This is a genomic window from Neptunomonas sp. CHC150, from assembly GCF_030397555.1.
GTDB classification, from domain to species: Bacteria; Pseudomonadota; Gammaproteobacteria; order Pseudomonadales; family Balneatricaceae; genus Neptunomonas; species Neptunomonas phycophila.
Map to the genome: position 1 here is coordinate 19,012 of NZ_JAPNXU010000010.1, position 25,380 is coordinate 44,391.

The window sequence follows — 25,380 nt, forward strand, 5'->3', positions numbered from 1 at the left end:
CAGCCTCACAACAATGAAGCATTACCCACAAAGAGAGCGCTAAAAAACAGAAGTGGTCTGCTGGGAGCGCTCATCTAACTGCTTTTGAAGTGCTTTATCAGCTTTTTGTTGTTCGGCATCCAGTGCTTTATCGGCTAACGACTCCAACGCACTGTGGCGACCATGCATTTGTGCCCAATAGCGCTTCACTTGGGCTAACTGGTCTTTATTCACCTTCATGGTTTTTTTATGCTGCTCAATTGTGTCGGCTATTTTGGTCATGAACGCCTGATAGTTTACTATCTGAGGCCCCAACATCCCCTGTTGCATTGCCTGCTGATATAAGCTTTGGTATTCAGACAAATATTGCTCTAATTGCAACAACTGCGTCGCGTCAGAGTCCACCCGCTTAATCTGATCAGCCAAGAACTTTTCCGCTTCTTTCTTGCGCCGCTCAGCCAAATCAGTAACGAGCGATAGACGCTCAGAGCGTTTTTTCATAATTCAACCTATCTAACTGTAGCGATATCAGAGGCTTTTAATGACGTGAATTAAACAGCCTTATTTTTTAATAGCAGGCCGAGCCGGCGGTTCATTAGGCTGCAAAGACATCGCCAACATTTGCAAACTTTGCTCTACATTAACGGATTCATGCAAACCTTGCTGCAGAAACTGACGAATAGTCGGCATTTTTTCGATTGCAAAGTCAGTATCAGGATCACTACCACGCACATAAGCCCCCACCGCAATGAGGTCAGTATTTTGCTGATATTTTGAGTATAGCTGCTTAAATCGCATGGCAGCCTTTAAATGCGCCGCCTCAACAATTGCCGGCATAGCCCGACTAATAGAAGCCTCTATATCGATTGCCGGATAATGCCCTTGCTCTGCTAGCTGACGCGAAAGCACAACGTGACCATCTAAAATAGCCCGTGCTGAATCAGCAATCGGGTCTTGCTGATCATCCCCTTCGGTTAATACCGTGTAAAAAGCCGTAATAGACCCCTTACCTGTCGCATCGTTACCCGCTCGCTCTACCAGCTTGGGCAGTTTAGCGAACACAGAGGGCGGATACCCCTTAGTCGCTGGAGGCTCACCGATAGCTAAGGCAATTTCACGCTGCGCCTGCGCATAACGCGTGAGCGAATCGACCAACAGCAGCACACTTTTACCTTGGGACCGAAAATACTCAGCAATGCGCGTAGTGAGCTGAGAAGCTCGCAATCGCATTAAGGGCGAATCATCAGCGGGAGATGCCACAACGACAGAGCGCGCTAAGCCTTGTTCGCCTAAATTATGCTCAATAAACTCTTTGACCTCTCGCCCCCGCTCCCCGATCAAGCCTACGACCGTTATATCTGCTGACGTTGCTCGCGTCATCATACCGAGTAGCACCGATTTACCCACACCACTACCGGCAAACAAGCCTAACCGCTGCCCTTTACCTACGGTTAGCAGTGCATTTATGGCTTTAATTCCTACATCGAGAGTTTCATCAATGGGGTGTCTATCCAACGGGTTAATGGTCTCGCCAGCCATGGAAACAGATAACGCACACCCCAAAGGTCCTTTGCTATCTATAGGCTCGCCTACACCATTTAAAACGCGCCCTAACAACTCAAAACCCACAGGGACGTTCCGAGAGGCCGTCATAGGAATAACCTTTGCCCCTGCTGACAAGCCTTCAACCGGCTGCAAAGGCATTAGATAAATCTTTTCATCATTAAAGCCAACGACTTCAGCTTCAATTTTTTGCGAATTAGATACGAGAATTAAGCAATTATCACCGATAGCAACACGCAGCCCAACCGCCTCAATAGTTAGGCCTATCAAACGGGTGATTCGCCCTTCTAAACGCGGAGCAGGTTGTGCAAGCGGGGTTGATAAAATCCCCTCTAAACCAGCCGTAAAGTTACTCGGATCCATTGTCGTCTGCTTGATGAGTTTGATCCGCGAGCTGATGGCTCAATGCTAACGCAACACGCTCACGCAGCTCACCAGCCACCGCGTCAAAGCGGGTTTGGATGAGATGATCTATATCTGTGTGCTCTGATTTAATCACACAGCCGCCTTGCTGAATATCAGGCTTAGCCACCACACTCACTTGCACATCGTCATCAACCATTGCCGCAACGCATTCATTCACCGCATTCACTTCATCTGGATGAGCTAAGACACGAATACGACCTACGTTATTAGGGAGCTGCGCCAACGACTCCTCCACAGCTTGAGCGATGGCCTTAAAGTCGCTAGCCAATACAGCTGACGGTATAACCGCCTCTGCCACAGCTAATGACAGCTCAGTAGCCAATAACGCTAATTGCTGTTGGTGTTGCGCTAAGGGAGCATTTAATGCCGTTATCAAGCTAACCAATTGCGCTTGCTGCTGAGCTAGCAAAGCATCCGCTTGCGCACGGCCTTCTGCTAACCCCTGAGCCAACCCTTCTGCATGTCCAGCTTTACGGCCTTCCTCGCGCCCTTCTTCGTAGCCTTCAAGGTGGGCTTGCTCATGAATTTTTTCTAACTCTGCCAACGTCACCTTTTCTGCAACGACTTCTTCATCAACCACAGTCACTTGCGCACTAGCGGTGTTTTTCGACACTGTTTGAGCCGAATGAGCTATTCCCGCTTGACCAATGGTATTAGTGCGCTTAGATGTTGAGGGCTCAGTTGTGCCTGATGCAATGCCTACTGAAGAGCCAGCCTTAGAAGGTTGTGAAGAAGAAACATCCGGAAGCACCCAATTCTCGTAGGGTACTTGGGATGATTTTGGGCGGAATTTAGCTGACATTAGGCATCACTGTGACTTATCAATTCGCATTATGAGAAAGACACTGAATGGTTAAACCATGGCCTCGCCACCGCCACCCAGCATGATCTCTCCATCATCCGCCAAACGACGTGCAACAGACAAGATCTCTTTTTGAGCATCTTCAACTTCACTAACACGGACAGGGCCTTTCGCTTCAAGGTCGTCACGTAGAAGTTCGGCTGCTCGTTTCGACATATTCCTAAAGATTTTTTCCTGCAAGGCAGTATCCGCGCCTTTGAGCGCCAAAATCAAGACATCACTAGCCACTTCACGCAAGATCACTTGGATCGCTCTATCATCGACATCAATCAAGTTATCAAAGACAAACATGAGCTCTTGAATTTGATTTGCCAAGCTTTCATCAACCTCTTTAATGCCTTCCATCAATTCGGCTTCGATGGTGCTCTCGATGAGGTTCATGATATCTGAGGTATGTTTCACACCACCCATGGTGCGGAACTGACCAGCCGAGCTAGTTGATTGCCCTTCGAGCATTTCATTAAGCTCTTGTAAGGCTTGCGGCTGCACACGGTCCATAGATGACACACGCATAATGATGTCTAGACGCACTTTATCGTCAAAGTAAGATAACACATTGGCGGCTTGATCAGGCTCTAGATACGCGATGATGACGGATTGTATCTGCGGGTGCTCGTAACGAATGGTCTCTGCAATTTGACGCGGTTCCATCCAACGCATCGTATCCAAACCTGACGTGTTGGTCGTCATGAGTATACGATCAATCAACGTTTTTGCTTTTTCTTCGCCCAATGCCTGATTCAGCATAGCGCGGATATAACGATCATTATTGATACCAATACCGGTTTGGTCTTGTACCAATTCCATAAAGTCGCTAACAACACCTTCCACGCGCGATTGAGCGATGTTGTCCAATTCTTTCATAGCTTCGCCGATCATCTGAACCTGTTTAGGGCCAAGATACTTGAGCACTTCAGCCGCATCATCCTCACCCAAGCTAATCATGAGTATGGCGGCTTTCTCGATATCCGTTAGCTCTTCATCACTCATCTCGGTTCAACCACTGCTTCACGGCTTGCGCTACACGCGCAGGATCTTCGGCGATCATGCTACGTACTGCATTTAATTGAAATTCAAAACTCTCACTTGGCGTAGGCAACAAACCATCACCTCGCCCACCGAACGTTACCTTGTCATCTGACAGATCTTGACCGCCCAAACCTTCTAACTCAGCTGCCACTTCATCGGTTTCATCTGTTTTTTTAGTTGGGATAATTGCGCCAGTTGTCGCTAGGTTTTTCAGTATAGGACGTAATACACCAAACACCATCAAGAGCACAAACAACACGGCGCCAACCTGACGGGCTATATCCCATACCCATTGCTGCTTCCAGATAGGGATTTCAATATCCTCAAACGGCTGTTCAGGTACAAACGGTGAGTTAATCACGTTAACACTGTCCCCTCTCACCGCCGAAAAACCGACAGCATCTTGTACCAAAATACGTAAGCGTGCTAATTCACTTTCACTCCACGGTGTTCGTGTGAGCTCTCCTGTTTCTGGATCCGATGCTGTCAAATCATCGACGACAACAGCAACCGTTAAACGCCCTATTCGCCCTGTATGGTGCCGTGTATAAGAAATAGAACGGTCTAATTCAAAATTACGTGTCGCTTGATTTTTAGCCGTACCAGGCACTGTGGCTGCACCACCGTCTCCTGCCGCGCCATTCGCCACTTCAGGGACAGCTGTAGGCCCTGGCGGCTGGTTAGATAACGCCCCAGGAACACCCTGCGCCGGGGCCGTACCTACACGTGTTTCCTCCAGCGTTTGCTCACTTCTGAGTGCTGGAAGATCCGGGTTATAAATTTCGTCGGTTTGTTCAACTGCCGTAAAATCGACATCTGCCGATACTTCAGCTCGATAACGCCCTTGGCCGACAACCGGCATTAGAATACTGTTAACTCGGTTTAAGAGCGTCTCTTCTACTTTTCTTGAGTACTCAAACTGTTTGCCAGCCAAAACGACATCAACATCTTCGTCTCGCGAATTTAATAACTGCCCGCGCTGATCGACCACCGTCACATTTTTGACGTCTAGAGAAGGCACAGACGACGCGACTAAGTTCGCAATCGCCGCTACTTGGGCCCTATCTAATTTTCGCCCCGTATAAAGCTCCACAAAAATTGAAGCGCTGGGTTGCTTCTGATCGCGTACAAACACACTTTCTTTAGGAATCGCTAAATGGACACGGGCATTACGTACCGCGGTTACGCTAGTAATAGTACGTGCCAACTCACCTTCTAGCCCTCGCCGAAAGCGAGCACTTTCCATAAACTGGCTCACCCCTAAGCTTTGCTCTTGATCGAGCAGTTCAAAGCCTACCGTCTTATCATTAGTAAAGCCTTCGGAAGCAAGCCGTAGTCGGGCTTGATAGACATATTCTTCGGGGACAAGGATTGTTCGAGCATCGCCTTCAAACTTATAAGGAATACTCAATAGGTTAAGCTGATCAATAACTTCATTGGCATCAGCATATTGTAGGTTTGAGAAAAGAACGCGGTAATCAGGCGCTTTAGACCACAAGACCACAGCCAAGCCAATAGCGATACTGGCAGCCAGCCCTACCATTAGGCCAAACTGACGTAAAAACGACAGTTTATTAAACCCCGCTAGTAGCCCTCCTCCGGAGGTTTCGATTGTGACTGTGCTGTTATCAGTAGCCATGACCAGTATTACTTTCCGAAATCGTCATTAAATTGACATGTTCATTACATCTTCATACGCAGACACGAGACGATTACGCACTTCAGTCATCGCCTGAAAAGACACGGAAGCTTTTTGTAACTGCACCATTACTTGCGTTAGCTCTACGCTGGTATCCCCTTGCTCATAAGCCGTTGCAAGGCGTGACGCTTCCATTTGCGTATTATTTACACCGTCGATTGCACTTTTTAACAAAGAGCCAAAGCCATCATTACTTTCAGCAACAGGGCGAACAGAAGGCATAGCCACTTCTGCCGGATTATTGACATGACTAACACCCATTTGGGCCTGTTCTTTCATGGCTCGCATTTGGGTTAGTACACTTTGGATATCCGTTCGCTCAATCATCTTGCACCCTGAATGACAACTTATTGACATTATAAGCAATTAACCTGTGTTCACAAGCTAACCACCAGCATAAGCGCCATATAAATGACGCTTAGCGGCAATTTTGCAATATATGAATAGTTAAATGCAAAAAACGAGCCAACAAAATCATATCTATCAAGCTACTGACAAAGAAAAAGAGCGACGTGCCAACCGGTTAGCACGCCACCTCAGGTGGGGAGCCATGAGTCAACCGAACATACATGAGCGCTACGGTAATTGCGTCACCTAAAGCGGTGTGCCGCTCAAGCATCGGAATATCAAGCTGTTTAGAAATAGTATCAAATCGCAGGTCTATATTACCGCCGACTGAACGCCACTTAATAATGTCATGGTACACATGAGATAACTCTATGGCCTTATTCGGCAAACCAAACCCATAGATAGGCCGAATAAATTTATCCAGCATGCGAATATCATAATTAACGTAATAACCTAAAATTGGCCGGTTACCTACAAATGCGAGCACTTGCTGCAACGCATCTTCTAGCTCAATACCTCCCTCTAAGTCCGTTGCACGCAGTTTATGTACAACAATGGAATCACCTGTGAGTGTTTTGGGCGGTTTCAGCTTAATATCTAAGCGTTCGCTGGTTAGTAGTTTTTTTCCTCGGATCTTAACAGCACCTATCGACAAAATTTCAGCGCCGCTCACATCGAGACTTGTCGTCTCACAATCTAATGACACAACCTCGTCGCCTTTATAAGGCTCAAAAAGATGAGCATAAGGCCCTTGTTTGTGATCCATCTTGTCTTTCAGTTTTCGAATCGTACGCGGGATGATCATGAATCATCGACTCCCTAGGTGATAACGAGATTCCAGGTGCTTTTTAAACCCTTTAACCACATGAAAGGCATCACGTAAAAGCTCCCGATCCATTTTATGCAAAGATTGTAAGTCCAGCGTATTAGGCGTTGGATCAACACCCTTCTCTTCCTCTTCGGCCCGCTTAATTTGCTGCCTGAGGCGTAATTGGATAAACAACCCTAGCGCTTCACTTAACTCCCGTCCGTGTTTATCTTCCATAATACCAGCTTCTACCAACGCCTCGATACGCTTAAAAGTGTTCGTTGCCAAAATCCGATATTCAAGCGCTAAGGTACGCACCCCGTGGACGATAGGGAAAATCCCTCCCTTTTTAATGTCCAACTGCCCCTTATCTTTCAAATTACCAAATAAAGTTAACGGTGTGTGGAATTCCAGCGCCACTTTTGCAAAGTGTGAGAAGAACAAATCATTATTTTTAAGCGATTTAAAAAACCAATTACGACCCGCTTTAAACAAAGCCGGATTCCCCGCAACCGGTTTTGCATCAACGGCGATGGCTAAATTCATCTGGTCTTGCTCTTCCCAGCTACTCGACCAGTCAGCTAACTTTTGAGTCCAATCACCCAGTGAGTTCACCCAATACGGATTAGATACCATAATATTGCCTGGGCATGGCGGGTAGCCGAACTCCATTAATTTATTGGAGAATTCTTGCAATGTCTGTGACATTTGCGGCCAAACAAGCCCATCACGGTGGATAATGGCGTTATCCTGATCTGTTTTCATAATTTGCTCGCCCCGACCTTCTGACCCCATGACGATCAAACACACATGTGGCTGCATATCCTCGGGGATTAGCATTTCAAACAGTTTAGCCATAACCCGGCCGTTCATTGCTGATAACAGATCCATCGCAAAGCGCGTTTTTACCCCATACGAGACCAGCGATTTAATCAACTCGTTCAAACCGCTAGCGGCTATGAATAAGTCCTCGACGGTATTCGCTCGTTCGATGCGCAACCCAATAACATGGGAGTGACTCGAAAAGAAACTCAATACGTCGGTCAAATCAACAATACCGATCAGCTCTTGCTCTTTCATCACCACAACACGCTCAATTCGTTGCCGAGTCATGGTCACTAACGCATTAAATAAGTAATCATCGGGGTGAATACTAATCAGGCGGTATGTCGCTATTTCTGAAACCGGCGTTGTGAGTGGCATTTCACTAACAACGGCGGCATTCAGTAGATCTGTGCCCGTTACCATACCGTAACGTGTGCCGCGTTTTACCAAGAAGCAATCGACCTGGTTTTCACGCATAAATAAGGTGGCTTCTTTTATTGTGGTTTCTTCCAGAACAATTAATGGATCCCGAATCACACCTTCACCCACGCGGGCTAGCATGAACTCTGCCATGTCCTGAGTTTCGCCACTGTGTTGCTCTACAATTTCTGTTTTTGCGGCTAAGTTTTGTTGGAAATAATCGGCAAACAAGGCATTGGTTGACACCAAATCAAGAACAGTTTTGGTGGGTATAATATGGCAAATCGTTTCTTCTTCAGCGATAAAGTTATGTATCGCCTTACCTTTAATGGCAGACCAAGCACCGAAGTAATCTTCATTTTCGTAATGAACATAAACTTGATGAGATTGTCCGCTTTCATCATCGCGGGACTCACTCTCTGATACCCGGCCTTTTAAAATAACATGCACGCCTTCCGGTACCGACCCTGCCGCCATAACCACTTCGCCCTTTTGGAAATAAGCTATATCCAAATGATTACGCAATGTGGCTTGCTCGCTTTCCGTTAGCAAACTAAACGGTAAGTTATCCATCTTAAACGAAGTAGGCATAACGACACTCCTTTATCCAAGCGGCCTCATTCCTATAAACAGCAGGCTGGCCACTGATAAAAAAGGCGCATCAACTTTCGCCGATACGCCTTATGTTTTTGAGCGTAACGATATAACAAGTTTATATGCTATATCGTTCACAGGTTTTAGTGATCGTGAGCTTCACCCGCACCACGTGGGATACGTAGATCTTCTACAATACGCTGCATCTCTTCAGAAGGAGGAGGCGTCATTGATGCAACAATCATAGCAACGATGAAGTGAAGCACCATGCCTACCGCACCGAATCCACCAGGACCTATTCCCATGAAGTAGTCAGCTTTATCACCGCCACCGAAGACGAAGTACCACATGTAGCCAACGGTAGAGATCAAACCAACCAACATACCGGCAATGGCACCTTGTGTATTCATGCGCTTGTAGAAGATACCCAGCATAATAGTTGGGAAGACCGACGCACATGCAATACCGAAGGCGAGTGCCACCACCTGCGCCACAAAGCCAGGAGGGTTAATACCGAAGTAACCAGCAATACAGATTGCCACAACGGCGGCCATCCGTGCATACATAAGCTCTTGCTTCTCAGTAATATTCGGATTAATGGTTTTCTTCATCAAGTCATGCGCTACCGCTGTCGAAATTACCAACAATAAGCCTGCTGCAGTCGATAGAGCGGCCGCTACGGCACCCGCTGCCACCAAGGCGATTACCCAGGCAGGAAGTTGCGCAATATCAGGGTTAGCCAATACCATGATGTCACGGTCTACATATAGCTCGTTTGCAAACGGTTGCTTAGAGGCATCAAAATCAGCACCTTGGATCGCATTGGTAGCGATACGCTGACCTTGGTCACCACGCTCGTCGCCAAAGGCTGGCTTACCGTTGCCATCAAATGCATTACCTGCTGCATATTGGATTTTGCCGTCACCATTACGGTCATTCCAACCTAACAGGCCAGCATTTTCCCAGTTTTTGAACCAGCTAGGAATTTCTGAATAGGTTGTGCCCGTGTTATCAACACCGTTAACCGTTTGAATCAAGTTCACACGACCAAAGCCACCAACACCTGGAACAGCGGTGTAAAGTAGTGCGATGAAGATAAGCGCCCAACCAGCAGACGTACGTGCATCTTTAACACGAGGAACCGTGAAGAAACGTACAATTACGTGAGGAAGACCCGCCGTACCACACATCAGCGCCACAGTCAGACAGAAAATATCAATTGTAGACATTTTACCCGCCGTGTACTGAGCAAAACCGAGATCTACAGAGAGCTGATCAAGCGTCGCTAATACAGACTGTCCAGAATCAAGCGTCGCACCTAGACCGATTTGCGGCAGGATATGCCCTGTTACTTGAGCTGATAGGAAGAAAGCCGGAACGGTGAAGGCAAGAATCAATACGCAGTATTGAGCTACCTGAGTGTAGGTAATCCCTTTCATGCCACCTAAAACAGCATAAAAGAATACAATCGCCATACCAATGATAACGCCCGTATTAATATCTACGTGTAAGTAACGTGAGAATACGATACCCACACCACGCATTTGACCTGCTACATAGGTAAACGAGATTACAATAGTACATACCACCGCAATGGTACGCGCCACGTTAGACTCATAACGGTCGCCCACAAAGTCTGGCACAGTAAATTTACCAAACTTACGCAAGTAAGGCGCTAAAAGCATGGCTAGGAGTACGTAACCACCGGTCCAACCCATGAGATACGCAGAACCATCACGTCCGATAAACGAAACTAGACCCGCTAAAGAAATAAAGGAAGCTGCTGACATCCAGTCAGCGGCAGTAGCCATACCGTTAGCAACCGGATGTACACCACCACCTGCCACGTAGAACTCTTTTGTTGACCCAGCACGGGCCCACACTGCGATACCGATGTATAGGAGGAAGGATCCGCCTATAAAGAGGTAAGATAAAACATCAACACTCATAATCACGCCGTCCTGTTCTAAATTTTATTATTATTCGTGAACGTCATACTTCTCATCGAGTTTGTTCATGCTGAACACGTATGCCCAGATCAACCCGACGAAGACGAAAATTGAGCCTTGCTGACCAAACCAAAAACCTAATGGGAATCCAAAGAATTGGATCTCATTGAGCTGATCAACAAAAAGAATGCCACAGCCGTAGGAGACTACGAACCAGATGACAAGGTAAGTTAAGATAATCCGGAGATTTTCACTCCAGTACGCTTTTGCGGTTTCACTACTGATTGACATGGCACTTTCCTTTATTTTTTGTTATCGGATCAAGTGAAATAGTAGACAGATTGAATTTAGCAAAGAGCATTGACAAAAAAATCCCCGACTTTAGTCGGTAACCTTTGTCAACCCATTGTCAACAATTGGCTGCAAGCGGCGCCGTTGCTTGCTTCTTGTATTTGGTCGAAAACGCCTTACCCTTCAATAAGGTAGACGATGGTATAAGGGAAAGCGTTAGGTTATGCGCAAGATTCGGTTACACTAGATTTATTCAGGTGTAACTATAAGGTTTGTCGACATGCTGTCGGGCTGGTTTATCATTTTAGTCTCATTATTATATGTGGGACTGCTCTTCGGTATCGCTTATTACGGCGATAGCACCCAAAAAGGAAAGTCTTACGCAAGTAACCCTGTGGTTTACTCGCTGTCCTTGGCTGTCTACTGCTCTTCTTGGACCTTTTACGGCGCCGTCGGGCGAGCCACCTATTCAGGCTGGGAGTTTATGGCCACTTACATAGGGCCTATTCTGGTCTATGCCCTTGGGTGGCGGGTCGTCGAGAAGATGATCCTTATCAGTAAGCAACAAAACACGACAACCATATCGGATTTCATTTCGTCGCGTTACGGCAAAAGCCAATCACTTGCAGTCTTAGTTACCTTAATCGCCGTCTGCGGAACACTCCCTTACATCGCTATGCAGCTTAAGGCAGTGGCGATTAGTTTTAATGCCCTAACACCCGGTGCCACAGAAGCACTCAGCAAAGGGAGTGATACGGCACTGTTTGTAGCTATTTTGATGGCTATTTTTGCCATCTTGTTTGGCACCCGCCACATTGATGCGACCGAACATCACGAAGGAATGGTGCTGGCAGTTGCTTTCGAATCTATCGTTAAGCTCACCGTGTTCATCGCTGTCGGATTATTTGTCTCAATTAATGTATTTGACGGCTTTGGCGATACCCTCTATCAAATCACCCAAGCGCTCCATAGCGAACGAAAGTACCAAAGCTTTTTAGGAGGGAGCTTTCTCACGGAGATTCTTCTCGCCTGCATCGCTATCCTGTGTTTGCCGCGCCAATTCCATGTGGCAGTGGTTGAAAATACAGACATCCGCAATTTACGTGTCGCGCGCTGGATATTCCCGCTATACATGCTTGTGATAGGCATTTTTGTTTTACCGATATCCACAGCCGGTAATTTTTACTTTAGTGGTGAGCCCATCGACGCGGACACCTTTGTGCTTATGCTACCACTGGAGTCAGGCAGCAAAACGTTAGCCATGTTAGCTTTTATCGGCGGGTTATCTGCGTCTACTGGGATGGTCATCGTTGCCAGCATTACGCTGTCTACTATGGTGTGCAACGATATCATCATGCCTCTGTTATTTAGGCTCTCTGGACGTAAATTATCAGATAAAAAAGATTTAGGCGCCCTGCTGTTAACTGTTCGACGTATGACCATCCTCAGCCTGATGTTAATGGCTTATTTCTACTATCGAATTTTGGGTGAGCAAGGCCCGTTATCATCATTTGGTTTACTCGCATTTGCGGCAGCTGCTCAGTTTTTACCTGCCATTGTGGGCGGTCTGTTTTGGAAAAAGGGATCTCGTCGCGGAGCCTTAACAGGCATGGTGATGGGGTTTATTCTTTGGGCCTACACATTAGTGCTTCCCACCTTTATGAATGCGGGAATTTTATCACCCGATTTTTTAACAGGTACATTGTTTAACTACCACTGGCTTGCGCCTACCTCCTTGATGGGGCTGAGCTTTAATGAGCCGCTATCACATGGCGTATTTTGGAGCTTAATGGTCAATGCGAGCCTGTACGTGCTTATATCTCAATATTCACCGCAACGTTTAGTTGAACGCATCCAAGCCAGTGCTTTTGTTGACGTTTACAACAAGGACTTAACCGTGCCTTCTCGTCAGCATGGTGTTGTTACTGTTGGCGACCTTCAAATGCTCACCGAGCGCTTCCTTGGATTAACGCGCACACAAGATGCGTTCGCAGGCTATGTCGCACAACGAAACGAAGAGCCTTTATTGTCTGGCGACAAAGCCACCCCTGAACTCATTCTATTTACCGAACGCTTACTCGCCGGTGTTATTGGGGCTTCTTCTTCTCGTATCGTTCTGGCTTCAATCCTTCGGGGCCGGGAAATGCAAATCGGTGATGTTGTTTCAATCGTAGACGAAGCTTCACAAGCCTTACGCTTTAACCGATCACTACTGCAATCTACCATCGAAAATATCGGCTTAGGTATCAGCGTTGTCGACCAACAACTGCGTTTAGTAGCATGGAACCGCCCTTACATCGAGATGTTTAGTTATCCAGAAGGGCTTATCTGTATTGGTCGTGAGATAGAGGAAATATTTCGCTATAACGCTCAAAAAGGTGAATATGGTCCAGGGGATGTAGACGAGCAAGTGCATCGCCGCTTACAAAGCATAAAGGCAGGCCGTCCCCATGGCTACGAGCGCTATCGACCTGATGGTACGGTGCTGGCTGTTCGTGGTAACCCGATGCCCAACGGCGGCTACGTAAACACCTACATGGATGTAACCCAACAAAAACAAATTGAAGAAGCCTTGCGCGAAAGCGAGCAAAATATTCGCATCTATACGGATAACGTCCCTGTTCTTATCGCTTATCTTGATACAGAGCGCCGCTACCTGTTTGTCAATAAAGCCTACGCTGACGCTTTTGGATTAGACCGGCACACAATAGTTGGCATGCCTGCCTATAAGGTCCTTTCAAGTGAGGAATACGAAAAGCGTCGCGGCTTTATTCAAAACGTTCTCGAAGGCAAACGCCAGCGTTTCGAAACCATTTTACCTAGCCAACAAGACATAGAACGGTTCGCTGAAGTCACTTATATTCCTCACATTGGCGAATACGGCGATATTTTAGGCTACTTTACGCTATACCAAGATATAACCGAACGGCGCGAAGCCGAACTTGCACTACAAATAACCAATGAAACTCTAGAGCAACGAGTTAAAGAGCGGACACATGCCCTGTCGGTAGTGAATAAAGAACTGCGAAAAGAAAACACCATTCGCGCCTTGATGGAAGATGAGCTTCGCCAAGCAAAAAGTGATGCAGATGCGGCTAACTTGGGTAAAACTCGCTTCCTTGCCGCCGCCAGTCATGACCTGCTGCAGCCGTTAAACGCCTCTCGCTTATTCGCTTCCGCTTTAGCTCAACAAAGCCATAGCTCACCCGCAACTAAAGAGCTAGTTTCAAACCTCGATGGATCATTAAAAGCAGCGGAAGAACTCATTACCGCCATCTTAGACATTTCTAAGCTGGATGCAGGAGCACTTGAACCGTCCATTAGTCACTTTTCTTTGGACACCCTGTTTAGCAATTTGAGCACCGAGTTTACGGCTGTTGCCAATGACAAAGACTTAGCGTTCCATTATGTAAACTGCCATAAAGTCGTGATTTCCGATCAGAAGTTATTGCGCCGCATTCTGCAAAACTTTTTGTCCAATGCTGTTCGATATACGCAATCAGGGAAAATACTATTAGGCTGTCGACGCCATAAAGATATGCTGCGTATTGAGGTTTGGGACACGGGTGTAGGCATTCCGAAAAGCCGCCTCAATGAGGTGTTTGAAGAATTTAAGCGCATAGATAACCCCAAACACTCCCAAGTTCAGGGTTTAGGCTTAGGTTTAGCAATCACAGAACGAATCGCGCGCATGCTCGGCCATCGCATTAATGTTCGCTCGTGGGTCAATGCCGGTACAGTATTTAGCGTTGATGTACCACTGGGAGATCCTCAAAAAGCCATACAAGCCAAGCCTGAGCAGCGGGGCTGGATACGTTCTAAAGCTCTCAACGGCACAGTGACACTGGTGATCGATAATGAGCCTAAAATTTTAGAGGGTATGACAGCACTGCTACAAGGTTGGGGCTGTGAAACTTACACCGCTTTATCAATAAACGAAGCCACTGCCCTATACACTACTGGTGATGCGCCGCTGCCAGACATTGTATTAGCTGATTATCATTTAGGCGAGACAGAAACAGGCATTATGGCGCTTGAGGCACTGTATCAATTGTGGGGGACTAACGTGCCTTCCATGGTGATAACGGCCGACCGTACGGAAGCAGTACATGCCGAAATAGAAGCTTTTGGCTCACAATTATTGACCAAACCTATTAGACCCGCTGGGCTAAGGGCCATGATCAATAAACTACGAGCTTAAGGAATTGCAAAGCTGACAACGTTGGCAAACAAGATAGGCTGTAAGTGGGAGTCTAAAAAGCGAAAGAGAAGCGATAAAACCAGGACTAACTCAACATATCGAATTAGTCCTACATGGCTAGCGCTCAGAAAGGCCTAAAGGCCTTAAGATATAGCGCGTTACTCCATCTCAGTGCGCGCAGGGTCAACACTCAAATGCTGAGCAGCAATAACCGCTTGCGTGCGGCTATGAACGCCGAGTTTTCGCAAGATAGCGGTTACATGCGCTTTAATCGTCGCTTCTGACACATTCAGCTCATACGCAATCTGCTTGTTAAGCAGGCCTTCGGTCAGCATCGTTAATACACGGAACTGCTGAGGCGTTAGCGAAGCCAGCGCTACCGCAAACTTACGTTCATCTTCTGTAACATCCTGCTCAGGTTGTTCATTGATTTCACGAGGTAACCACTCTTCACCTTCTAGAACAGCAACAATGGCTTCTGAAATCGTTTCTAGCGGAGCTGATTTAGGAATGAATCCTGACGCTCCAAAATCCATAGAACGTTTCATCACACTGACTTCTTCACTACCTGAAACCACCACCACAGGAATGCCCGGGTTTTGCCCGCGTAAAAAGACTAAACCTGTAAACCCGTTAGTCCCCGGCATATGTAGATCCAGCAATACCAAGTCAGCATCGCCATGTACAACAACGGCTTCTTGCACAGCCTCAAGCGAGTCGGCCTCTACAATTTCAACGCCTTCGATTGCTTGAGACACCGCTTGTCGTAGCGCGGCACGAAACAGTGGGTGATCATCAGCAATAATGATTTTACTGGCTAACTGCATGCTTATCCTCCGGACGTTGTGCGTCCTTTTAACCTTCAGTTGTGGTTTGATATTACCATTTCATGAAACGCAAAACTCCCCCTCTAGGTCAACTAAAGGAGGAGTTTGTGGAAGTTTTAGGCTAATTGATAATAAGTTTTAGCCTTTGCGGTTCATTCGATGCTCAATTAGATCATCAACTACCGTTGGATCCGCCAATGTAGACGTATCACCCAAGGCTCCAAAATCATCCTCAGCAATCTTACGCAAGATACGGCGCATGATTTTACCTGAACGTGTTTTTGGCATGCCTGGAGCAAACTGAATTAAATCAGGCGATGCGATTGGACCAATTTCAGAACGCACGTGTAAGCGCAATTCCTTCATCAGCTCATCAGACTGCTCATAACCTGACTGTAAGGTCACATACACATAAATACCTTGGCCTTTCAGGTCGTGCGGGTAACCCACAACCGCCGCTTCAGCAACCGCAGGGTGAGCCACTAACGCTGACTCTACTTCAGCTGTCCCCATACGGTGGCCTGATACGTTGATAACATCATCAACACGGCCTGTAATCCAATAGTAACCATCTTCATCACGACGAGCACCGTCTCCCGTTGTGTAAACACCTTTATAGGTAGAGAAGTAAGTTTGAACGAAACGTTCATGATCACCCCAAATCGAGCGAGCCTGTGCTGGCCACGAATCGGTGATGACTAAGTTACCATCGACCGCGCCTTCCAGTGTATTGCCCTCAGCATCAAGCAAAGCTGGCTGAACACCGAAGAAAGGACGTGAAGCCGAACCCGGCTTAGCCGCTGTAGCACCAGGCAAAGGTACAATCATGATACCGCCCGTTTCAGTCTGCCACCATGTGTCAACGATTGGGCATTTTTCATCGCCTACAATCCGGTTATACCATTCCCATGCCTCTGGGTTAATTGGTTCACCGACCGAACCAAGAATTCGAAGGGTAGATAAATCCGAATCGCCGAGTACATCTTCACCTTGCTGCATTAATGCACGAATCGCCGTAGGCGCGGTATAGAACTGATTGACCTTATGCTTCTCGATAACTCGACCAAAGCGGCTATTGTCTGGGTAGCTCGGCACACCTTCAAACATCAACGTTGTGGCGCCGTTAGCCAAAGGACCGTATACAATGTAGCTATGGCCTGTTACCCAACCCACGTCAGCAGTACACCAGTAGATATCGCCATCTTTATAATCAAATACATACTCATGCGTCATTGACGCATACACCATGTAGCCACCCGTGGTGTGCTTTAAGCCTTTTGGCGCACCGGTAGAACCTGAAGTGTACAAAATGAACAGTGGATCTTCTGCGTTCATTTCTTCAGCAGGACAATCAGCCGACGCTTTAGCAACAAGGTCTTCATACCACTTATCGCGACCTTCAACCCATGGCAGTTCTTGCTCTACACGGTTAACAACAATCACGGTTTTACATGAAGCTGCTGCATTCTCGTTTTGCAGCGCTTTGTCCACATTCGCTTTTAATGGAACAACTTTACCGCCACGTAATGAAAAGTTTGAGGTAACCACTACTTTCGAGTTAGCACCTTCAATACGTGCCGCGAGTGCTTCAGGTGAGAATCCACCGAATACGATAGAGTGGACAGCACCAATGCGTGCACACGCAAGCATCGCTACGGCTGCTTCTGGGATCATTGGCATATATAGCGTGACAACATCACCTTTCTCTACACCTTCTGCTTTTAGGGCATTAGAGAAACGGCTTACACGCTCATGTAAATCACGGTAAGTAATCGACTCGGAGTCACTTGGGTCGTCTCCTTCCCAAATGATAGCAACTTGGTCACCACGCGTTTCTAGATGACGATCTAGACAGTTATAAGCTGCGTTCAAGGTGCCATCTTCAAACCAGCGAATATCAACATTGTGTGGATCGAAAGAGGTATTTTTTACTGTAGAGTACGGCTTAAACCAATCAATGCGTTTACCTTGCTCGCCCCAAAAAGCGTCGGGGTCATTCACGGACTGCTCATACATGGCTTCATACTTAGCATTATCAATATGCGCAGCAGCCGCCACTTCGGGTCTGACTGGATATACTTTTTCACTCATGGTGATGCCCTTAACTTGATTATTTTATTTATTTGTCCACAAGGCCATTCTTAGTTTTTATTTTTCACGATGGCAAACGGAATCGTTAATCAATTTATACAGAACCGCACACAACACCCTGAATTAGACATTGGTCTATCCAACCACCTCCAATAGTATAAGCAAGCCCTTTTTAGGCATTTTTTATTCAACTTAAGTTTCAGGCTTAGGGCTTAAGTAAGGCTTCTAAGTCAATTCCTGCCTCACGAATTTTGGCAAGCTTATAACGTAATGTGCGTGGACTAATTTCCAGTTTTTCGGCCGCTTCTTTTCGGCTTCCGCCTGTGGCGCGCAAAGCATCGATAATCAACTGGTACTCATGCTGACGTAAGTCATTGCCTAAAGTCCCGTTCGCTAAAGCAGAATCAACCGCTGCAGCCGGCTGCGGGTTATCTATAGCAACCTCCTCTGCCACCTGAGTCACCGACGATTGGTTGATAGTCTGCTCTGGAGTTGATGCATTAATCACAATAGCCCCTGTCATCATGTGCAGATCACAAGCCATGATTTGATTACCCGTTTGAAGTATCAATGCGCGCTGAATGACATTATCTAATTCACGCACATTTCCGGGCCATTGATGATTAATCAATGCAGCTTCTGCATCAGGCATAAACGTGGCCTGTGGGCGTTTCATCTTTTGGCAATATTTTTCGAGTAGCCGTTTTGCCAGAGGGACGATATCCGCTTTGCGCTCACGCAAAGGGAGCCACTGTAGAGGGAATACGTTTAAACGGTAATAGAGGTCTTCTCGAAACTGTCCGTCGGCAACATAGCTGGATAATTCACGGTTTGTGGTGGCGAGCACACGTACATCTAACTTGATAACACTGCGGCCACCAACCCGCTCTACTTCTTGCTCCTGAAGCACGCGTAACAGCTTGGCCTGCAAACTTATATCCATTTCAGTGACCTCATCTAACAACAAGGTACCTCCATTGGCTTGCTCAAACTTACCGGGCTGGCTATTCACGGCACCGGTAAAGGCTCCTTTTTCATGACCAAAGAGCATCGCTTCCAGCATATTTTCGGGAATGGCTGCACAGTTAATGGCAATAAAAGGCTCGCCTGCTCGCGTAGACTGGTCATGAATATATCGAGCTAACACTTCTTTACCAGTGCCTGATTCCCCAGTGATTAGTACGGTAGAATCGGTTACAGCGACCCGACGTGCTAATTGCAGTAACTGCTTACTTACCCCATCTTCGGCAACAGGTTCATTTCCAGAAAGCACTACGCCGCAGGCAAATTGACGAATCGTATCGACTAATGCATCGGCTTCAAAAGGCTTAACCAAATAATCGACTGCCCCTTTACGAATAGCCTCTACCGCTTTACCGACTTGGGCAAACGCGGTAATTAATAAAAAAGGCAGGGCTGGAAACTGCTCGCGAACATACTCAAGTAAAGCATGCCCATCGATTCCGGGCATATTAACGTCAGACACGACCATATCTACGACACTGTCTTTTAAACGTAAGATAGCTGTTTCACCATCTTCCGCCTCTATCGTGCGTATCTCTGCCAGTTCGAGGGTATCCACCAGAGCCTCCCTCAAATCACGATCATCCTCTACCACTAACACCGTAATCGTCATGTTAATTTCCCTATTCCATGCGCAGATATGGAAGATTAAATTGTGCACAGGTCCCTTGCCCCAGCGACGAACGCAGGACAAACTCCCCATGGTGCGCTTTTGCGACAACCTGAGCAACGGCAAGTCCAAGACCAGTGCCGTGCGACTTAGTGGTATGGAATGGTTCTAACGCCTTTTTAACACCAGCACTGTCCATACCCGGGCCCTGATCGATCACTTGCAATACGAGATTATCCGCTTCAATTGACGCTTTAATGCATAAAGGATGCACATTGCCAGCGGCCTGTAATGCGTTATTGACTAAATTCAAAATCGCACCGAGTAACGTTTCTTTATTACATTGTAGCCAATAACCTTTTGCTTGATTGTCTAATTCACAATCCGCATCAAACTGGCTTAAAGGCACATCTAAAATATCATCTATCGCATTAAATAATTGCTCGGTTGATAAGCGGTCATCCAGTAAGGTTTCCCCCCGCGCAAAAAGCAGCATGTCCTTAACTTGTTGCTCTAAATGAATTAATCGCGATTTAACTTTGTGCGCAAATTTAATGCGTTGCTCATCCGTAATATGATCTTTAGTAAGATGGCTGGTGTACAACATAGCCGCAGTTAATGGTGTACGAATTTGATGAGCCAAGGACGCCATCATCCGTCCCATCTCTGATAAACGCTGGTAGTGCGACAAACGTGACTGCAAAAGCCTCGTATCCGTTTGATCAGTTAATAACACTAACTGCCCTGGCTCATGCTTCATTGGACGCGTTAGTAAACGTACACGTCGACCATCACGCAACGAGATTTCATGCCCATCATCGTTACGTGGGGCAAAGCTACGCTGAATAACCGATACCCAACTTTGATCTTTAAGTGGCGTTCCTAACAGCGATTCGGCGGCCGGGTTACAATTTGAGACCAAACCGTGGTTATCAATAAGCAGCACGCCTGCAGGTAACAGGTCGAGTAACTGCTTCATTCGTATAGCAATTAAGTCACCGTGAGCCTCTTCCCGATCCCTCTCACGCTGGATCTGATCCAATTCCGAATGCGTTTTTGCCAGTGCCTGCTCTAGCTCGGCAATTTTCGCCGCTTGCTCTTTCTCAAGATCTGTCATTAATTGACTCGCTGTATACCGTATTTACGCATTTTTTCGACCAGCGTTGTACGACGTATAGACAACAGCGTTGCCGCACGCGCCACAACATGCCCCGTATGTTCTAACGCTTGATTAATTAAGTGCTGCTCGATGTGCTCCAAGTGCCGCTTTAGGTCAATGCCTTGCTCCGTTAGCGTGAGCATCGTTTCTCCCGCTTTATGGTCGGTGCTATCAGTTGAGGCGGCCGTTAAAAATGACTCATCAGTATCAGCTAACAGCGTTTCAGCCAAGGAATGATCCGGTAGATGCAATGCATTCTGCGATTGATAACGACCCGGTTTAGGTTCCGCTATGTGACGACACTTTTTAGGTAACTCAGAAACCCCAACCACACCATCAGGATGCATAATCGCTAAACGCTCAATTAAATTAGCTAATTCCCTGACATTTCCCGGCCATGTATGACGTTGTAATGAATCCAATGCCGATGGCTGAAAACGTAAGCGCCCCAAACCCTCCGCTTCTGCCCGTTTTGCTAACGCCTGAATCAATAAAATCACATCGTCTTTGCGGTCGCGCAGGGCTGGCGTTTCTATTGGGTAAACATTTAATCGATAATACAGGTCTTCACGAAAATCGCCTTCAGCGATCATGCTTTCTAAATTTTTGTGTGTAGCCGCGATAATCCGGACATTCACTTCAACGGTTTTAGTCCCGCCTACGCGTTCAAAGCAGCGCTCTTGTAAAACGCGTAATAACTTAACTTGCATTGCTAACGGCATATCGCCAATTTCATCTAGAAACAACGTACCGCCATCAGCCATTTCAAAACGCCCCACGCGGGCATTAACCGCACCGGTGAACGCTCCCTTCTCATGACCAAATAACTCGCTTTCTAATAACTCAGGAGGAATTGCACCACAATTAACAGGAACAAACGGCTGATCAGCTCGCTTCGAGTAGTCATGTAAACTACGTGCAACCAACTCTTTACCTGTACCGGATTCGCCCGTTATGAGTACATTCACATCGCGATCAACAACGCGTGACATCACCTGCTTAAGCTGCCCCATAGCTTGGCTTTGCCCAATTAACAACGGAAACAACCGCTCGTCAGGATGCGCTTTAAGTGATTGCCCTTGAATCACATGCGCTTCGTGTAACAGATCCGTCAACGAGTGTTCATTTAATGGCTCATCTAACACCCGTAACAACTGAACGCGTGACTGATCGGTTAATTGGCTAAGGTCATCCCACGCTTCAAGCAGGCACACTGATGCGGCAACATCTTGCCGCCGCAACGAAGCCATTAACTTTTCAAGAGACACGGGCAATTGACTACGCCCAATGAATGCAAGGCTTGCACTGGGGCGTTCAGAGAGCTGAAACCATTCTACGAAGGTCATTACTTGATGCGGCACACCTAAAAAACCAAACACAGCACTGAGTGTCTGTCGGCGCGACTCTTCATCATCAACCAGCAAAACTAATGCGTGGGATGCAAAATTAAGAGTGCTCATAAGCGGGTCAACCTTAATGCCATTTTTTTGACGAATCAAGCAACATAGTAGCAGAGTTCTACTAGTGCTCAAGTAAATATGTCAATTTATCGACACTTTACTTCCACAGCCCTTTTGTAACTGATATGAACCCACAGCACGGCCCGAATGACAGGCATTAAAAAGCGCCAATTAAGGCGCTGTTTAAAAGCTTAGCGTGTAATAAGCGGATTATGCCGGTACTTCCATACCAACCCAACCCGACTTAATTTCCAACATCAATCCAATAACTTCTTGTACCTTGTCGGCATCGTTATTACGGTTTGCTTGCAACAACGTACGAATCATATAGTCGTAGAGCGCATCAAGGTTAGCCGCGATCTCTCCGCCTTTTTCTTGATCTAAAAAATCACGCAAACCCAGAATAATATTGTTGGCTTTGTTGAGCTGAGTCGTCCGCTCTTGGATATCCTTTCGCTCAATAGCACCTTTTGCTGTAGCCATTGCCCTTAAGGCCCCATCGTATAGCATGGTTATTAACTCTTTTGGGGATGCTGTGGCGGTAGCAGCTCGTAAATCCACACTTTGATACTGTTTTAAAGCGCTTTTATTAATCATAAATATTTCCTAAAACTGGCTAATAAGTGCCTGAAAAACGTTGTTAATTAATTACTACTAGCCGTATTGGGGAGCGTATCGAATAAACTAGATAGCGAATCGCCGGTTGTTTGAAGGCTTGTAATAATGGCCTCCATTGCCGTGAACTGAGCAGTAAGCCGATCTTCAAACATCGTCATTCTTCGATCAAGATCATCTTGATCATCTGCAATATCATCTATTTGCGAGTTTATATTGTCTTCTCGCATAGCGATGGCACCCGTGGTGTCATCCAAAAAGGTATCCACTAACAACGACAGCTCGCTAGCTAAACCACGAGAAAAATTAAACGTGTGATCGCCCAGCGCACCCTCTTTGATGGTTAGGTTAATACCATAAGCATCTGACCCCACAGCTGGCAGCAAGATGTTGCCAGAACCAAACGCAGGTTCACCATTAATAGTCCCTTCTACGTTAGTCCCTGCTGTACTAACCGAATTGGCTGATAAGCCCGTAGCACTGGCGAAGTCATCTCCTTGCGCGGTGATCGAAACACCGGAGGCACTACCAAACTCTCGTGAAACAATGCTGATAACTCCAGCATCGTCTACTTGAACGTCAACCCCGATATTGGCCGCTTTAATATTCTCATCGTTATTGATTAGGCTTTGTAGCGCACTGCGTAATTCATCGGCGCTGGTAAAATCACCTTCCAACGTCAAACTTTGCGACGCTACACCATCGACCTCAACACTAAAGCTATAATCAGGCGTCGCTAAGGGGTTCAACCCTGGATCGGCTGTATTGAAAGCACTAAATGCACTGTCGCTAGTTACAGAGCCTTTAGATGGCGATGTGGTAATAGATACATCATAACTACCTGGAACAGCTTGGCCGGAATAACTCCCCATTCCCACTTCAATAGCGCTAGTACTTGAGGAAGTTTTAGGCGCAAAAATTGCGGCAACATCATCAAAGTTATTATCAATAGCGGCCGAGAACTCGTCTTCGACTATTTCTAACGTGCCATCCAACTGAGTACGAATACCGAGATTGGTCAGCGCATTAAAGTCTTCTACACCAGGCACACTAGCCGTCATCATAGAGCGAATACGTGATATAACGGCTTTTGCTGTCCCGTCCGAGGCTAATGTACCCGCCGTGGTCTCCTCGGTATCGGCATCCGTTGAAATGCCAGTGAGTGATTTGGCCGTTTCGTAAAACGTGTTGTACGCGTCTACAAAATTACGTATTTCGTCTTCGGCTGTAGCACTGTCTTCACTGATAGTGAATGATATCTTCTCTCCAGCGCTCGCTTTATTCAGCGTAAAATCAAGACCTGTAATTACGTCGTCAATCTCGTTACTTTGACGAAAAACAGACAAGCCATTCACTTTAATTTCGGCGTCTTGTCCTTGTAGGGTTTCAGTCATACTGCTGTAATCAGCGGTATTAAAATTAAAACCCGATAAGCTTGCATCATCGCTCGTTATCTCAAGTGCATTATCTTCACCTGAGGGTGCATTGATCATTAACTGATAAGCCCCGTCGACCAATAATACAGATGCTTGGACTTGCGAATCTGCCTCATTAATTTTGTCTGCGATGTCTTGGAGAGTATCGTCCGCAGCCACTTCGATATTGAGAGCTTGAGCTGATTCATTTTCAGCAAAACTAGCAGGGTTATTGCTCGCGTCATAACTCCAAGCACCTAACCGGATAGTTAAGTTGCCGGTCGCATTAAGACTGCTGTCTTTATCATCGAACGTTTGATTAGCGACTAACGTTTGTGCCTGTGCTATCGCCATTACTTCAAGCTGATAGGACCCGGTTTGCGCGTTAGCTGATAGTTCGTTAGGGGTAATAACATCAGTATCAGGGAAGGACACTGCCCGTGAATTAAAAATATCTTCACTGGTTAATGATGCTATTGAGTCTTGTAACGTGGACAAGCTACTAGACAGAGCACCGTAAGCAGAAATCTGAGACTCCAGGGTCTCTTTTTTTGTATCAAGACGTGCTTGAGGAGCTGAGCGCTGAACGTCAACTAGCTGCTCAACTAGGCTGGTTGTGTCTATCCCCGAACCTGCGCCTAGCGCTGAGACGATGCTTACCATGGGACTCTCCTACGAACCTATCCTGAAAACCGGTACCGCACTTTCGTTTATTACGAATCCGGTGCTCATTTGCTGGGTTACGCTTTATCGTTAAAAATAAGCCCTAACATCCCTTCAAGGTGTTTAGAAAGCTTAAGTGTTTCCTCTGATGGGAACTGGCGAATCACTTCTTCCGTCTCACCATCCATCACTTTAACCACCACATTATCCGTTTCTTCATCAACGCTAAAGTTTAGGTTATGTTGGCCATTCTGCATTAAGCCATTTAGCTTATCGACCACATCTTGAACTTCTTCAGTGGTTAATTGGGATTCTTGTCCAGAAACAGAATTAACCTGAAGATCTTGTATGCTGGATTGAATGGCATCAGGCTTTTGTAAGCTTGTTGCAGCTTGAGTTTGTGCCGCAGTGGCAACATTGGTATTCATTGATTCAACTGACATATTACACCCCCGGAACCAAAAATCCCCCACCTAAGGTGGTGAGGGATGGCTCTTGGTAAGTTTAGTAAACTTTCAGCTAT

General features: G+C 46.6%; 19 protein-coding genes. 1 reads left to right on the forward strand and 18 read right to left on the reverse strand.

Annotated features, from left to right (window positions below; translation table 11 throughout):
- Positions 1–39 precede the first annotated feature (39 nt).
- From fliJ to OW491_RS11915, 10 genes are all read right to left on the reverse strand, one after another.
- Entirely contained in the window at positions 40–480 is a 441-nt protein-coding gene (fliJ, locus tag OW491_RS11870) for a flagellar export protein FliJ (protein WP_290036171.1), read from the reverse strand.
- Positions 481–540: 60 nt separating this feature from the next.
- Positions 541–1,905, reverse strand: coding sequence for a flagellar protein export ATPase FliI (gene fliI, locus OW491_RS11875; protein WP_290036173.1), 1,365 nt, complete (start codon positions 1,903–1,905; stop codon positions 541–543).
- Complete coding sequence (locus OW491_RS11880) at positions 1,892–2,770, reverse strand: FliH/SctL family protein (RefSeq protein WP_290036175.1); 879 nt, start codon at positions 2,768–2,770, stop codon at positions 1,892–1,894. Before OW491_RS11880 ends, fliI begins: the two co-directional genes overlap by 14 nt.
- 51 nt (positions 2,771–2,821) lie before the next feature.
- Positions 2,822–3,820 carry a flagellar motor switch protein FliG gene (gene fliG, locus OW491_RS11885; protein WP_215150435.1) on the reverse strand — a complete coding sequence of 333 codons (999 nt, stop codon included), beginning with the start codon at positions 3,818–3,820 and terminating at the stop codon, positions 2,822–2,824.
- Complete coding sequence (fliF, locus tag OW491_RS11890; RefSeq protein WP_075171267.1) at positions 3,813–5,498, reverse strand: flagellar basal-body MS-ring/collar protein FliF; 1,686 nt, start codon at positions 5,496–5,498, stop codon at positions 3,813–3,815. Before fliF ends, fliG begins: the two co-directional genes overlap by 8 nt.
- A gap of 27 nt (positions 5,499–5,525) precedes the next feature.
- On the reverse strand, positions 5,526–5,885 hold the full coding sequence (gene fliE, locus OW491_RS11895) for a flagellar hook-basal body complex protein FliE (protein WP_075171266.1): 360 nt from the start codon (positions 5,883–5,885) through the stop codon (positions 5,526–5,528).
- 196 nt (positions 5,886–6,081) lie between these two features.
- A complete protein-coding gene (locus OW491_RS11900; RefSeq protein WP_075171265.1) occupies positions 6,082–6,711 on the reverse strand; it encodes a 3'-5' exonuclease in 630 nt (209 codons plus the stop codon).
- 3 nt (positions 6,712–6,714) lie between these two features.
- Complete coding sequence (locus OW491_RS11905; RefSeq protein ID WP_290036180.1) at positions 6,715–8,550, reverse strand: putative nucleotidyltransferase substrate binding domain-containing protein; 1,836 nt, start codon at positions 8,548–8,550, stop codon at positions 6,715–6,717.
- A gap of 146 nt (positions 8,551–8,696) precedes the next feature.
- Positions 8,697–10,502 (reverse strand): sodium:solute symporter family protein, encoded by a 1,806-nt coding sequence (locus OW491_RS11910; protein WP_075178631.1) that lies wholly within the window; start codon positions 10,500–10,502, stop codon positions 8,697–8,699.
- A 30-nt stretch (positions 10,503–10,532) separates the two neighbouring features.
- Entirely contained in the window at positions 10,533–10,793 is a 261-nt protein-coding gene (locus tag OW491_RS11915) for a DUF4212 domain-containing protein (RefSeq protein WP_075171262.1), read from the reverse strand.
- A 280-nt stretch (positions 10,794–11,073) separates the two neighbouring features.
- Here OW491_RS11915 and OW491_RS11920 point away from each other — a divergent pair, with 280 nt between their 5' ends.
- On the forward strand, positions 11,074–14,994 hold the full coding sequence (locus tag OW491_RS11920) for a NahK/ErcS family hybrid sensor histidine kinase/response regulator (RefSeq protein ID WP_290036183.1): 3,921 nt from the start codon (positions 11,074–11,076) through the stop codon (positions 14,992–14,994).
- Positions 14,995–15,152: 158 nt separating this feature from the next.
- Here the strand turns inward: OW491_RS11920 and OW491_RS11925 are convergent, their stop codons facing one another.
- The 8 genes from OW491_RS11925 to OW491_RS11960 all read right to left on the reverse strand — a co-directional run bounded on the left by OW491_RS11925 (position 15,153) and on the right by OW491_RS11960 (position 25,300).
- A complete protein-coding gene (locus OW491_RS11925; RefSeq protein WP_075171260.1) occupies positions 15,153–15,821 on the reverse strand; it encodes a response regulator transcription factor in 669 nt (222 codons plus the stop codon).
- 138 nt (positions 15,822–15,959) lie between these two features.
- Positions 15,960–17,912 (reverse strand): acetate--CoA ligase, encoded by a 1,953-nt coding sequence (gene acs / locus OW491_RS11930; RefSeq protein WP_178967978.1) that lies wholly within the window; start codon positions 17,910–17,912, stop codon positions 15,960–15,962.
- 205 nt (positions 17,913–18,117) lie between these two features.
- Entirely contained in the window at positions 18,118–19,548 is a 1,431-nt protein-coding gene (locus tag OW491_RS11935; RefSeq protein WP_290036185.1) for a sigma-54 dependent transcriptional regulator, read from the reverse strand.
- Between the two features lie 10 nt (positions 19,549–19,558).
- Complete coding sequence (locus OW491_RS11940) at positions 19,559–20,662, reverse strand: ATP-binding protein (protein WP_290036186.1); 1,104 nt, start codon at positions 20,660–20,662, stop codon at positions 19,559–19,561.
- Entirely contained in the window at positions 20,662–22,164 is a 1,503-nt protein-coding gene (locus tag OW491_RS11945; protein WP_075171256.1) for a sigma-54 dependent transcriptional regulator, read from the reverse strand. Before OW491_RS11945 ends, OW491_RS11940 begins: the two co-directional genes overlap by 1 nt.
- Before the next feature lie 210 nt (positions 22,165–22,374).
- Positions 22,375–22,761: a flagellar export chaperone FliS gene (gene fliS / locus OW491_RS11950; protein WP_075171255.1), complete on the reverse strand. Its 387-nt coding sequence runs from the start codon at positions 22,759–22,761 to the stop codon at positions 22,375–22,377.
- Between the two features lie 47 nt (positions 22,762–22,808).
- Entirely contained in the window at positions 22,809–24,857 is a 2,049-nt protein-coding gene (gene fliD, locus OW491_RS11955) for a flagellar filament capping protein FliD (protein ID WP_290036189.1), read from the reverse strand.
- 77 nt (positions 24,858–24,934) lie between these two features.
- Positions 24,935–25,300, reverse strand: coding sequence for a flagellar protein FlaG (locus OW491_RS11960; RefSeq protein WP_215150468.1), 366 nt, complete (start codon positions 25,298–25,300; stop codon positions 24,935–24,937).
- Positions 25,301–25,380 lie beyond the last annotated feature (80 nt).